Source organism: Vibrio clamense (assembly GCF_050337905.1).
Lineage (GTDB): Bacteria > Pseudomonadota > Gammaproteobacteria > Enterobacterales > Vibrionaceae > Vibrio > Vibrio cortegadensis.
On the sequence record NZ_JAKJTJ010000024.1, the window covers coordinates 144,592 to 158,084 of the forward strand.

12 protein-coding genes and 1 other RNA gene are annotated in these 13,493 nt (G+C 44.8%); 9 read left to right on the plus strand and 4 right to left on the minus strand.

Annotated features, from left to right (window positions below):
- Position 1: 1 nt before the first annotated feature.
- The 4 genes from L4C39_RS12940 to L4C39_RS12955 are packed head-to-tail and all read right to left on the minus strand — an operon-like array spanning position 2 to position 3,364.
- The gene (locus L4C39_RS12940) at positions 2-592 is read right to left on the minus strand and encodes a BON domain-containing protein (RefSeq protein ID WP_429746278.1); all 591 of its coding nucleotides are present in this window, start codon (positions 590-592) and stop codon (positions 2-4) included.
- An 11-nt stretch (positions 593-603) separates the two neighbouring features.
- Positions 604-1,194 carry a phosphoheptose isomerase gene (locus tag L4C39_RS12945; protein WP_017051085.1) on the minus strand — a complete coding sequence of 197 codons (591 nt, stop codon included), beginning with the start codon at positions 1,192-1,194 and terminating at the stop codon, positions 604-606.
- 3 nt (positions 1,195-1,197) lie between these two features.
- Positions 1,198-1,566: a YraN family protein gene (locus L4C39_RS12950; RefSeq protein ID WP_261889518.1), complete on the minus strand. Its 369-nt coding sequence runs from the start codon at positions 1,564-1,566 to the stop codon at positions 1,198-1,200.
- Positions 1,553-3,364, minus strand: coding sequence for a penicillin-binding protein activator (locus L4C39_RS12955; RefSeq protein ID WP_429746281.1), 1,812 nt, complete (start codon positions 3,362-3,364; stop codon positions 1,553-1,555). Before L4C39_RS12955 ends, L4C39_RS12950 begins: the two co-directional genes overlap by 14 nt.
- Positions 3,365-3,426: 62 nt before the next feature.
- On the opposite strand from L4C39_RS12955, the gene rsmI reads away from it, so the two are divergent.
- The 9 genes from rsmI (at position 3,427) to murD (ending at position 13,441) form a co-directional block, all read left to right on the plus strand.
- Positions 3,427-4,293, plus strand: a complete 867-nt coding sequence (gene rsmI, locus L4C39_RS12960; RefSeq protein ID WP_429746283.1) for a 16S rRNA (cytidine(1402)-2'-O)-methyltransferase — start codon at positions 3,427-3,429, stop codon at positions 4,291-4,293.
- A 114-nt stretch (positions 4,294-4,407) separates the two neighbouring features.
- An RNA gene (gene rnpB / locus L4C39_RS12965) (RNase P RNA component class A) lies at positions 4,408-4,817 on the plus strand.
- 207 nt (positions 4,818-5,024) lie between these two features.
- Positions 5,025-5,975, plus strand: coding sequence for a 16S rRNA (cytosine(1402)-N(4))-methyltransferase RsmH (gene rsmH / locus L4C39_RS12970; RefSeq protein ID WP_113799456.1), 951 nt, complete (start codon positions 5,025-5,027; stop codon positions 5,973-5,975).
- Between the two features lie 23 nt (positions 5,976-5,998).
- On the plus strand, positions 5,999-6,316 hold the full coding sequence (gene ftsL, locus L4C39_RS12975; protein ID WP_113799454.1) for a cell division protein FtsL: 318 nt from the start codon (positions 5,999-6,001) through the stop codon (positions 6,314-6,316).
- On the plus strand, positions 6,313-8,058 hold the full coding sequence (locus tag L4C39_RS12980) for a peptidoglycan glycosyltransferase FtsI (RefSeq protein WP_017051079.1): 1,746 nt from the start codon (positions 6,313-6,315) through the stop codon (positions 8,056-8,058). The genes ftsL and L4C39_RS12980 overlap by 4 nt, the downstream gene beginning before the upstream one ends.
- A gap of 46 nt (positions 8,059-8,104) precedes the next feature.
- Positions 8,105-9,592 (plus strand): UDP-N-acetylmuramoyl-L-alanyl-D-glutamate--2,6-diaminopimelate ligase, encoded by a 1,488-nt coding sequence (gene murE / locus L4C39_RS12985; RefSeq protein WP_429746286.1) that lies wholly within the window; start codon positions 8,105-8,107, stop codon positions 9,590-9,592.
- The gene (murF, locus tag L4C39_RS12990; RefSeq protein WP_017051077.1) at positions 9,589-10,983 is read left to right on the plus strand and encodes a UDP-N-acetylmuramoyl-tripeptide--D-alanyl-D-alanine ligase; all 1,395 of its coding nucleotides are present in this window, start codon (positions 9,589-9,591) and stop codon (positions 10,981-10,983) included. Before murE ends, murF begins: the two co-directional genes overlap by 4 nt.
- Positions 10,980-12,062, plus strand: coding sequence for a phospho-N-acetylmuramoyl-pentapeptide-transferase (gene mraY, locus L4C39_RS12995; protein ID WP_017051076.1), 1,083 nt, complete (start codon positions 10,980-10,982; stop codon positions 12,060-12,062). Before murF ends, mraY begins: the two co-directional genes overlap by 4 nt.
- A 62-nt stretch (positions 12,063-12,124) precedes the next feature.
- Positions 12,125-13,441 (plus strand): UDP-N-acetylmuramoyl-L-alanine--D-glutamate ligase, encoded by a 1,317-nt coding sequence (gene murD / locus L4C39_RS13000; RefSeq protein ID WP_429746288.1) that lies wholly within the window; start codon positions 12,125-12,127, stop codon positions 13,439-13,441.
- Positions 13,442-13,493 lie beyond the last annotated feature (52 nt).

Consider the following 13,493-nt stretch of genomic DNA (forward strand, 5'->3'; position numbering starts at 1 on the left):
ATTAGTCTGCGGTGGGTGCCGTGTCTTCTGCGTACTGAAAAGCTCTAATGACCTGTTTGACGCCTGAAATGTTACGTGCGATTTTTGTCGCAATATCCGCTTGTTGGTGAGAAACGTAACCTAACAAGAAGACTTCTTTATCTTCAGTAATGACTTTTATTTTAACACCATTGAGTTCTGAATCAGTTAACAGAGCAGATTTAACCTTAGTGGTGATCCAGCTGTCCGTACTCATTTCCGTGACGTTTAATGGCGTTTTCACTCTGACTTGGTTATGGATAACGTTCACGCCATCGATAGCTCGAGCCTTATTTTCAAAGTTATTTAGGTACTCTGCAGTGCTTGCTTGCCCCATTAAAACGACAGTACCGTGATATGAACTTGCGGTGATACGAACTTGCCCTTTAAATGGCGCTTTATTGCCAATTGCTGCGATCTCAAATTCAAGATTATTATCTTGCCAAATCTCTTGGGTGCTTCGTGTGTCGGTCACTAAATTTGCAGTTGTGGCGGCTCCTGCAATGAATAATCCCGCACAGCCTGTTAAGTTGAAGGCAATCAGGATGAGGCTAAATGTTTTTAGTAAGCGCATGATTTTTCTCTCTACTCTTCATGAGCGGGAAAAAGAACTTGATCGACAAGATCGCATAAGCAATGCAATGTGACCATATGAACTTCGTGAATTCGAGCGGTACGATGAGATGGTATTCTGATTTCAACATCGTGTTCGCCAAGTAGGCCAGCCATTTCTCCCCCATCTTTGCCTGTAAAAGCAATGATAGTCATATCTCTAGTTACAGCCGCTTCCATTGCTTTGATGATATTTTTGCTGTTACCGCTAGTTGAAATAGCGAGTAGCAAATCACCCGGTTGTCCAAAAGCTCTTACTTGCTTCGAGAAAATTTCTTCATAGTGGTAATCATTAGCGACAGCGGTAAGCGTAGTTGTGTCAGCTGTAAGCGCCATTGCAGGTAAGCTTGGACGCTCTGTTTCAAAGCGATTCAGTAGGCATGAAACGAACTGTTGTGCGTTTGAGGCTGAACCACCGTTACCACAGCAAAGCACTTTGTTACCATTGAGCAAACTTGCGACCATCGCTTGTGCTGCGTGAGTAATGGCATCGGGTAGCGCTTCTGCTGCTGCAATTTGAATTTGAATACTTTCTGTAAAGCTTTCTTTAATGCTGTCTAGCATCGATTATCCTTGGGTAATAGCGTTTTTTATCCAATCAATATTGTGGCTATTATTTTCAATAGCAACAACATCAAAACGAAAGTTAGTTGAATGAACTGAAAGGTTCTGTTGTAGCAACCATAAATGTGCTGTTTTTATCAGCTTGTGCATTTTTTTTGGTGTCACCATTTCAGCCGCATGACCATAGTGAGTGTTTTTGCGAAACTTTACTTCGACAAATATGATCGTTTGCTGATCTCGCATTATAAGATCGATTTCGCCACATTTCGCTGTGAAATTTTGTTCGACAAAAGTTAAGCCCTGGCTGCATAAATGCTTTTTTGCCAGAGCTTCATATTGGTTTCCTATCTGACGGCGGCTAAAGAGCCCCATGTTCTGCCCAGCTAATTTCGCTTTGCACAACACATTGCTCGTTAATACTCAGAACGCCTGTCTTACCTTGAATGCTGTAGTTATCGACCACTTTCATTTGTGGGAGTTCCCCCATCAATTGATACGCGTCCATTCCAAGGGCTTGAAGACGTTTTTCAGGGTTCAAGTGTTTAGGCCATAATGTGTCTAATTGAGCTTCAAGTTTACTGTCATCACTGATTAGCATTGGAATATCACTATAAATCACGCCTGTAAGATCTTCATACTGCTTTTTGCCACTGTGACTGCTTGAGTTAGAAAATAGCTTAGGTTGTTTTGTGTCAGGGTTAACCGCAACTTCAATGAAAGGCTTAATCAAGGTTAGCTCAGAACCCTTTGCCACAATATAAACAGAGTCGATATCACGACGACTGCGGGCTTGAGTCTCCATATCTATATTCAACAAAGCATCCATTTGAGCGATGCGTTGTTGGCTCTCTTGTAGACCGAAAACCGAATTGATATTTCGTTGCAGTTGGCGCTTATCACCGAAAAAGCTCACTGCGACCTTGTTTTTGCTGTATTTTTTCCACTCAGTCTCGAATGCATTAAGTACTCGATTTCCTAGCTTACCTTTAGGCGCTAAGATTAATGGATATTGATAGCCTTGAGTAAACAGGTGTTTTGCCGCTTGGGCAACCTCTTGTTCCGGTGACAAGGTTAGGTAGCAAATGTCAGTTCCATTCTCAATTTGTGAAGGAATATTTAACGCTAAAGCAGGGATCGGTTTGTCGACGTGTGATTGCGCTTCCTGCAATCGTTCGATATTACTTTTAATCAGCGGACCAACGATAAAGTCGACGTTGTTATTGACGAGAGTCGCTTTGATCTCTTGAGCTGTTTGAGTATTGGTATCAAGAACGGTCAGTGTCGCATTAGGATCTCGATTCGAATCTTCCATCATCGCCATGATAAATCCATCACGAACCAGTTGAGCTTGTTTCGCGTATTTGCCTGACAATGGCAATAGCAGTGCGGTGCTAACGGGTTGCACGATCTCTAACTCTAAAACTTCTTGAATAGCTTGCGGAGTGTAGATCGCTGAAGGGTGATCGCTATTTTCGGCTAACCAGTGTTCCAGAGTGTTTTTAAGCTGAGGAATATTTTCATTGAGTGTTTTCATGTAGATAGCAAGTTGTAGCCAGCCATCTAATACGAACTCATTTGGTTCAGCAATGAGCGATGTGATCTCATATTGCGAGTACTGGTTGAGATTACGCCAAACTTGATCTGCAATCGCCGCTTGCTGCTCTTGTGGCATAAGTTCAGAAGCCAACACTAATTCACGGCTTGCTTCAAAGTATTGAGCCATCTCTTCTAATAGCTCTGCTCTTAATTGGTGATAGTCTTTCCACTGCTCATCAGGCAGTTGCCACCACTCTTGAAAATTCAGTAGTGCATAAGCTTGAGTTGGCTGAGCATTGTTCCGCAGAAGAGTTGAACGAGAAAGTTGCCATTCCGCTTGCTGTACTTGAGAGAGATTCTGTTTGGCAAGGCGTTTTACTAAGTGCGATGCCTGTTCACTGTTTTGAGCTCGAATAGCGGCCTTTAAACCCATGATGAGCCAATCATTTTGCAAGCTGCCTTGAGTGCTATCTGCTTGCATAATGTAAGATTGTGCCGATTGCGTCGGATCTAAGGTAATATCCACGTAAGTCGGAGCAGCAGGCTTAGAAGAACAAGCTGCTAATGTAATTGCTAATGCAATTGGCGTCAGTAAGCGTGGTACACTAATTCTCTTATGGTTCATCATTGCCATGAGTTCTTTATAATTCCGTGTAAAATTGTCTCTATATTAATCGTTGAAGTGATGGTAAACAAATGACAGATAACAAAACCTTGCCAGCTGAGATCCCAACTCTCTATATTGTACCCACCCCAATTGGTAACTTGGGTGATATAACCCAACGCGCCATCGAGGTGCTATCGAGTGTTGATATCATTGCTGCGGAAGATACTCGCCACACAGGTAAGCTACTTGCACACTTCAATATTCCAACTCGAACGTTTGCTTTACATGATCACAATGAGCAGCAAAAAGCTCAATTACTCGTCAATAAGTTGCTTGAAGGACAGTCTATCGCATTAGTTTCCGATGCGGGAACCCCTTTAATCAGTGATCCAGGTTATCACTTGGTAACAAAATGTCGTCAAGCGGGTGTTAAAGTTGTGCCTTTACCCGGCGCTTGTGCAGTGATCACCGCGTTGAGTGCTTCTGGTCTACCTTCTGATCGCTTCAGCTTCGAAGGTTTTTTACCTGCGAAGAGTAAAGGGCGTCGCGATAAATTTTTAGAAATTGCAGAAGCTGAGCGCACTTGTATTTTCTACGAATCCCCACATCGTATCACGGATTCACTGCAGGATATGCTTGCGGTTTTAGGCCCAGAGCGTGAAGTCGTTCTCGCAAGAGAAATTACTAAGACCTTTGAAACCATTCATGGCGCATCATTGGGTGAATTAATTGATTGGATTGCAGAGGATGATAATCGAAAACGTGGAGAAATGGTGCTACTTATCCATGGTTTCCGCAGTACATCAGATGACACCATTCCGACAGAAGTCACTCGAACATTAACAATTTTGACCAAAGAGCTACCATTGAAAAAGGCCGCAGCGATGACCGCTGAGATATATAGCCTGAAAAAAAATGCGCTGTATAAATGGGGATTGGAGAATATAACTGATTGATCTGAGTGCCACGCTAAGTAAGGGTGGTTATGAATTGAGCGTTTGAGTTCTCCTGAGCGTCTTAGATCACATTTGTACTGGTAACTGTTACCTGAACCCGCTACAATCCGCCGCGGAGTTGACTGGATAGTCGCTGCTTCATTGATGTCCTTCGGGAGACTGATGGAGGGGAGGAAAGTCCGGGCTCCATAGAGCAGGGTGCCAGGTAACGCCTGGGGGGCGCGAGCCCACGACAAGTGCAGCAGAGAGAAAACCGCCGATGGCTTAATCTTCTTTTATTCTTTGGAGTAGGGAAGTAAGCACAGGTAAGGGTGAAAGGGTGCGGTAAGAGCGCACCGGACGTCTGGTAACAGTGCGTTGCAAGGTAAACTCCACCCGGAGCAAGACCAAATAGGCTTCCACATTGCGCTGCTCGCGTAAGGAAGCGGGTAGGTTGCTTGAGCCAGTGAGCGATTGCTGGCCTAGACGAATGGCTATCACCGTGCAAGCGGTACAGAACCCGGCTTATGATGTCAACTCCACCTATTCCGAGACCCATCATTACTTCATTAGTAATGATGGGTTTTTTGCGTTTTATTGACGTAAGAAATTTTTATTGCCTTAAACTGGCGTAATGTCACCACATATCAGGCACTAGTAGTAGCGCTTAAGCGTGAAATCAGTACACTAAAGCTTTTTCTGATAAGAAATCTGCGCCTGAAAAGTGGCTTAATCCGTTCAATGAGAAGACTATGACTGAATCATTCCAACATATTTCTGTACTACTAAACGAGTCAATTGATGGTTTGGCGATTAAGCCAGACGGAACTTACATCGATGGAACTTTCGGACGTGGTGGTCACAGTCGTACAATCTTATCTAAGCTGGGTGAGAATGGTCGATTATTCAGTATCGACCGCGATCCACAAGCGATCGCAGAAGCGCAGAAAATTGATGATCCTCGCTTTACCATTATTCACGGCCCGTTCTCTGGAATGGCAGAATATGCAGAACGTTACGACTTAGTTGGAAAAGTGGATGGCGTTTTGCTTGACCTTGGTGTCTCTTCTCCACAGTTAGATGATGCCGAGCGCGGATTTAGCTTTATGAAAGATGGTCCACTCGATATGCGTATGGATCCAACGTCTGGAATGCCAGTATCAGAATGGATTGCACAGGCTGATCTTGATGATATTACTTGGGTGATCCGTGAGTTTGGTGAAGACAAACATGCTCGCCGTATTGCTAAGGCGATTGTTGCGCACCGTGATGATGAAGAGAAAGAGCCACTGACTCGCACAGGTCAACTTGCTAAATTGATTTCAGATGCAGCACCGAAAAACTTTAAAGAGAAAAAACACCCGGCAACTCGTAGTTTCCAAGCGTTTCGAATCTATATTAACAGTGAATTAGATGAGATTGATACTGCACTAAAAGGCGCAGCGAGCATTCTTGCTCCTGAAGGCCGCCTATCAGTAATCAGTTTCCACTCTCTTGAAGATCGTATGGTGAAACGCTTTATTCGTAAAGAGAGTAAAGGGCCACAAGTACCTCATGGCATTCCAATGACAGAAGCACAAATCAAAGCCCTTGGAAGCCCAGATTTAAAACCGGTAGGCAAAGCGATCAAACCATCAGCGGATGAAGTTGATGGGAATACTCGTTCACGTAGTTCAGTGCTTCGTCTTGCTGAAAAGCTGTAACCTGATTCCGATATCACAGTGTTATGAAGCAAACATCTCCTAACTTGGCCAAAATTATCGTTCTTGACCTATTTACCGTAGGTCGAGTCCCTTTGCTGTTGTTGATGCTAATTTTTGCCAGTGCGATGGGCGTGGTGTTTGCGACTCATACTTCACGCCAAGCTATTTCAGCCAAAGATCAAGCGCTTGTTGAACGTGAGCATTTAGACAATGAATGGCGAAACCTCATGCTTGAAGAAAATGCCCTTGCTGAGCATAGCCGAGTTCAAAGAATGGCTAAGTCTGAGTTGCTGATGAAGCGGCCAGATGCGGATAAGGAAGTGGTCATTTCTCTCCAATGATATCCCCTAAAAAACCATCAGCACCTACCAAATCCAAAGCAAGCGCAAAAACCAAGCCTGAGGACTCGCCGATCCTTATTCGTTGGCGTTTTAATATTGTTCTCGCGTTTATATTCCTTATCTTTTCTGCATTGATAGGTCGTCTTGCTTTCATCCAAGTGGTTGAACCTGACAATCTTATTCGCCAAGGCGATCTTCGTTCTGTACGTGTAAAAGCCTTGCCTTCCGCTCGTGGGATCATTTCTGATCGCAACGGTGAACCTTTAGCGGTAAGTGTACCTGTTGAAGCGGTATGGGCTGATCCTGTTACTATTTATAAAGAAGACGGGTTAGCGAATAAAGATCGTTGGTTTGCTCTTGCTGATGTGCTCGGCTTAGACCGCCAAGGTTTACTCAATAAAGTTGCCTCTAATAAATCACGCCGTTTCATTTACCTGCAACGCCAAGTTAGTCCTGCGATGGCGAAGTATATTCGTGAGCTAAAGATTCCTGGTATTGGGCTGAAAGCGGAATCCCGCCGTTATTACCCGGCTGGTGAAGTGAGTGCTCACCTAATTGGTGTAACCGGAATTGATGGGCATGGACTCGAAGGTGTCGAGCGCAGTTATGATAAATGGTTAACTGGAGAAGCGGGTAAGAGAACAATCCGGAAAGATCGCTATGGTCGAGTGGTTGAGAATATCGCACTTGAAGAGCGAGAAGAGGGTAAACCACTGCAACTGACCATTGATCAGCGCCTTCAAGCGATTGCTTACCGAGCGGTCAAGCAGGGAGTTGCGGATTACCGTGCCACTTCTGCTTCGGCCATCTTATTAGATGTTAAAACCGGCGCGGTACTGGCGATGGTGAATGCGCCGTCATACAACCCGAATAATCGCTCTAATTTACAAAGCTATAAAATGCGTAACCGAGTGATCACCGATGCTTTTGAGCCCGGCTCCACGGTCAAGCCTTTTGTTGTGCTAGCGGCATTAGAAAATGGCACCGCAGACATGAATACCGTTATTGATACGGGTGAAGGGATCATGCGCATTGGTGGTAGCCGAGTCAGAGATACGTCCAAAGTGGGCAAAGCCGATCTTGCTACGATACTGAAAAAATCCAGTAACATTGGTGTGACGAAGCTGGCACTGGATATGCCTCTTGAAGCTTTGTTAGGCATGTATGCTTCTGTCGGTTTAGGAGAAGAGTCGGGTTTAAACCTTGTGGGTGAAACGTCGGGTATTTTTCCAAGCCGTCGTCGTTGGTCTAAGTTTGAAATCGCCACCCTTGCGTTCGGTTACGGTTTGTCTATTACTCCGATTCAGTTAGCGCATGCTTACGCTACGCTAGGAAATTACGGTGAGTACCAACCGATCCACATTATTGATAGTAACCAGCAAGATTTAGTACACCAAGTCGCGGATCGTGAAAACGCAAAACGGGTTTTAGAGATGCTCGAAGGGGTGACCCAGCCCGGAGGCACAGCGACCAAAGCGGCAGTACCGGGTTATCGAGTAGCTGCAAAAACAGGGACATCACGTAAAGCAATTTCAGGCGGTTATGGTGATGAATACTTTGCTTACACTGCAGGCGTGGCTCCTGTCAGTAATCCAAGAGTTTCGCTGGTGGTTATGGTGAATGAACCCCAGGGTGATCAATATTATGGTGGTTCCGTCGCTGCTCCGATATTTTCAGAAATAATGAAAAGCGCGCTACAGATTTTAAATGTAGCTCCGGATGAGAATCAATTTCAAAACTAGTCATAGTGTGACTGGTTTTACACAACATCGATATATGGAAATGGTTATGAGCTATAGCATGAGTTTGACTTCACTGATTTCACCTTGGGTTGATGTCAGCAAAACCACCGCTAATGAGGTTATCGTAACGCACTTAGAGTTAGACAGCCGTAAAGTGCAATCGGGAGATACGTTTGTTGCGATCATCGGTCACGCCGTTGATGGGCGTCAATATATAGAAAAAGCGATCGCTCAAGGTGCAAATCTTGTACTTGCCCAAGCCGATGAACAACATCCTCACGCTAGTATTGAGACTCAATCAGAGGTGATGGTTGTCTATATTGATTCACTTAATGTTCATCTCTCTCAGTTGGCTGGCCGCTTATATAACGCGTCAACATCATCATTGATTGGTGTGACGGGGACGAATGGTAAAACGACCATTACTCAGTTAATTTCCCAGTGGCTTGAGCTTTTAAGTGTTAAATCTGCGGTGATGGGAACAACGGGGAATGGCTTCCTTGATGATTTGCAGCCTGCCGCGAATACCACCGGAAATGCCATTGAGATCCAGTGTACCTTAAGTCAACTTGCTGCGCAGGGGGCGAAATATACGTCTCTAGAAATATCCTCTCATGGGTTAGTTCAAGGTCGAGTGAAAGCATTAGGTTTTTCGGCTGGGGTCTTTACTAATCTCAGCCGTGATCATCTGGATTACCATGGCACCATGCAAGAGTACGCGAAGGCTAAGTTAAGCCTCTTTACTCATCATCAGTGTCAGAACGCCATTATCAATGTCGATGACAGTGTAGGTGCTGAATGGATCGAATCGGTGCCAAATGCGATTGCTGTGTCATTAAAATCACCTTGTTCATCGCGCCCTTCTATTTGGGCGACGCACATTGAATACGCGGAGTCAGGCATTACGATCGACTTCGATGGGCATTGGGGTGAAGGGCGTTTGCATGCGCCATTGATTGGAGAATTCAATGCTTGCAACGTGATGCTAGCGCTGGCGACATTACTGTCATTGGGCTTTGATAAGCAGCACCTATTACAAACTGCTGCGGATCTAAAACCTGTACTTGGTCGTATGGAGTTATTTCAAACTCAAAACCGCGCAAAGTTAGTTGTGGATTATGCTCATACTCCTGATGCTTTAGAGAAAGCGTTATCGGCACTGCGTGTACATTGTAATGGTCAGTTGTGGGCTATTTTTGGTTGCGGAGGCGATCGTGATACAGGTAAGCGCCCAATGATGGCTGCTATTGCTGAGAAGCTCGCAGATAAAGCGATATTAACCGATGATAATCCACGCAGTGAAGACCCTAGGTTAATAGTACAAGATATGTTGGGCGGATTAGAAAAACCGGATCTGGCGATAGTGGAACATGATCGATTCAAAGCCGCTGAGTATGCCTTTACTCACGCAGGAGAGAACGACATCATTCTGCTCGCGGGTAAAGGCCACGAGGATTACCAAGTGCTAGCCCATGATACGGTTCATTATTCAGATCGTGAGACCGCTCAGTCTCTTTTAGGATTAGCGTTATGATTTCATTCTCTTTAAACCAGCTTGTCGCCGAGTTCAACGATCAATCGCTAGACGCAACTCTAGTCGGAAGTGATATCACCATCTCTTCAGTATCGACGGATACACGAAACATTGAACAAAATGCTCTGTTTGTTGCATTAGTTGGTGAACGATTTGATGCGCACGATTTTTGTCAGTCAGCGGTTAAATCAGGGGCTAAGGCCCTTTTAGTCGAGCGTGAAATCATTATTGATGATCCCGCAGTTGCCGCTCCCGCTCAAATTGTAGTGAAAGATACAAAATTGGCGCTGGGTCTACTTGGGGCTTGGATCCATCAACAAAGCAAAACGCCGACGGTTGCCATTACAGGAAGTTGCGGTAAAACCACCGTGAAAGAGATGGTTGCGAGCATTTTAATGCCTAAGGGCAATGTTCTTTTCACGGCGGGAAACTTCAATAATGATATTGGTGTTCCTCTCACCTTGCTACGCGCACAAAAAACCGATGATTACGCTGTGATTGAACTGGGTGCTAACCACATTGGTGAAATTGAATATACCACCGCTTTAGTTAACCCTGATGTCGCATTGGTGAACAATGTGGCTGAGGCGCATCTCGAAGGATTTGGTTCACTTGATGGTGTTAAGCAGGCCAAAGGTGAAATTTATCAAGGCCTAAATGCTTCGCAAACCGCGATTGTAAATTTAGACAGCAATGGTGGCGAAATCTGGGATGAGGTACTCGCAAATAAACAGGTCGTGACTTTCTCAGTAAACAATGACCAAGCGGATTTTTACGCAACGGATATCAACTTAAATGATAATGGAGAAGCGAGTTTTACTCTTCACTCTCCGTTAGGACATGCTGCCATTCAGCTCGGAATTATTGGATCTCACAATGTTTCTAATGCATTGGCTGCGGCTTGTTTGAGCGTAGAGCTTGGCGCTAACCTTGAAGAGATCCAATCAGGACTCGCCAATTTATTGAAAGTAAAAGGCCGTGTTGAAGCCGAATCACTATCGAAGAGTATTCGTCTGATTGATGATAGCTACAATGCGAGTGTGCCTGCGATGAAAGCCGCGGTTGAATTACTGGCAAGTTTCAGTGGTGAACGCTGGCTCGTTTTGGGCAATATGGCGGAATTAGGCGATGAAAGCCTTGCACTTCACCACCAAGTCGGTGAATATGCTGCCCCATTTGAATTCGAACATGTACTCACTTATGGTGAGGATACAAAGGTTATCAGTCAGGTGTGTCATGGCCTTCATTTTGATAATCATGTCAGCATGATCACATATATTAAGCAGTATCTCAGCGAACATCAGGATTCAACTCATACTCTCTTAGTTAAAGGTGCGAATAGCGCGGGTATGAGCCAAGTTGTTGCTGGACTTAAGGAGAACTTTTCATGATCATTTGGCTAGCTGAGTTACTACAGCCATATTTTTCATTTTTTCGCTTGTTTGAATATCTCTCATTTCGAGCGATTGTCAGCGTTATCACCGCCCTTAGTTTATCTTTGTGGATGGGACCAAGGCTGATCAAACGTTTACAAATGATGCAAATTGGTCAAGTGGTTCGTCACGATGGTCCAGAATCTCATTTTAGTAAACGCGGAACCCCAACAATGGGGGGCGTGATGATCTTAGCTGCTATTGTGATTACGGTTCTTCTTTGGGCTGATCTTTCTAACCCATATGTGTGGGCCGTCTTGGCGGTGTTACTGGGTTATGGCGCCGTTGGGTTTGTCGATGATTACCGTAAAGTCGTACGCAAAAATACCGATGGCTTAGTGGCTCGTTGGAAGTATTTTTGGCAGTCAGCGATAGCACTCGTCGTGGCGTTTGCGCTTTATGCTCACGGTCACGATACGGCAGCGACACAATTGGTTGTCCCATTCTTTAAAGATGTGATGCCGCAACTTGGCCTGCTGTATATCGTACTGACTTACTTTGTGATTGTCGGAACCAGTAATGCGGTGAACCTGACTGATGGGCTAGATGGCCTAGCGATCATGCCTACGGTTTTAGTTGCAGCGGGTTTTGCCTTTATTGCGTGGGCGACAGGCAATGTTAACTTCGCCGAGTATCTGCATATCCCATATATTCCATATACATCAGAGCTTGTTATCGTATGTACGGCAATGGTTGGCGCTGGTTTAGGCTTCTTATGGTTTAACACTTATCCAGCTCAAGTATTCATGGGTGATGTGGGCTCGCTTGCTTTGGGTGGTGCGTTAGGCACAATTGCTGTATTGGTTCGCCAAGAGTTAGTTCTCGTGATCATGGGCGGCGTCTTTGTAATGGAAACGCTGTCGGTGATCCTTCAAGTCGGTTCTTATAAATTGCGTGGTCAGCGTATTTTCCGCATGGCTCCAATTCACCATCATTACGAGCTTAAAGGTTGGCCAGAGCCACGCGTTATTGTGCGTTTCTGGATCATTTCAATGGTGCTTGTGCTTATTGGTTTAGCGACATTAAAAGTACGTTAATTATATGAGAAGCAATCAAGTCGATTGCTTCTCGTTTTCTTATTGGTAGAAGTGGTATCGACATGGCTCATTGGCAAGGTATTCATAATGTGGTGGTTGTAGGGCTCGGGATTACAGGGCTTTCAGTGGTTCAACATCTGAAGAAAACGCAGCCGCAATTGTCACTTCGAGTGATTGACACTCGTATGAGTCCGCCAAGTAAAGAGCAACTCCCTCAAGATGTTGAACTTCACTCTGGCAGTTGGAATACCGCTTGGTTAGCAGAAGCCGACCTCGTTGTTGCAAACCCAGGTATTGCACTCGCAACACCAGAAATTCAATCTGTATTACAGCAAGGTATACCTGTTATTGGTGATATTGAGCTGTTTGCATGGGCGGTGAAAAAGCCGGTTATTGCGATCACAGGCTCAAATGGTAAAAGCACAGTAACGGATTTGACGGGTGTTATGGCAAGTGCTTCAGGCTTAAATGTGGGCGTTGGTGGGAATATCGGCGTGCCTGCTCTCGACTTGCTAAATCAAGATGCCGATTTGTATGTCTTAGAGTTATCGAGCTTTCAATTAGAGACAACCAGTAGTCTAAAACTTACCGCGGCAGCCTTCCTCAATTTATCTGAAGATCATATGGATCGCTATGATGGCATGGGGTCGTATCGTCAAGCCAAATTGCGCATTTTCAATAACGCTGAAACCGCGATTATTAATCGTGAAGACGTTCAAACCACCGCCGATCATTTTACTGGGAACATCAAATCATTTGGTTTTGATGATCAAGATTTCGGCTTGATGGTTAAAGATGGAAAAGAGTATTTGGCAGACAACGGACAAGCACTGCTTGCGGTTGATGAGCTTACTCTTGTTGGGCGACATAATGTTGCCAATGCTTTGGTGGCTTTAGCCTTATTGAAACAGGTTGGCATCGACTTATTCAGCACGTTACCAGCATTGAAGGCATACAACGGTCTCACTCATCGTTGCCAAGTGGTGGCCAATCATCGTGGAATTAAGTGGGTCAACGACTCTAAAGCGACCAATGTTGCGAGTACATTAGCAGCGCTTTCTGGTTTGGATTGCCAAGGGACGCTGTATTTGCTGGTGGGCGGAGTGGGTAAAGGCGCTGATTTCTCTGAGTTGTCTCCAGTGTTGAAAACATTACCGGTTCAATTATGTTGTTTTGGTGAAGATGCCGATGAATTTATGCCTCTTCACACATCCGCAAAAAAATATGATTCAATGCACGATATCATTAGATCGATTGAAGATCAGTTGGTTGAAGGCGATATGGTGATGTTATCGCCTGCGTGTGCTAGCTTCGATCAGTTTAAAAACTTCATGGCGAGAGGTGATGCCTTCACTGCTCTTGCTCAACAATACGCTTAGTCAGTAGTAAGGCGATGAACTTGGTCAGTGTGAAGCAGTGTAAAGATAAGTG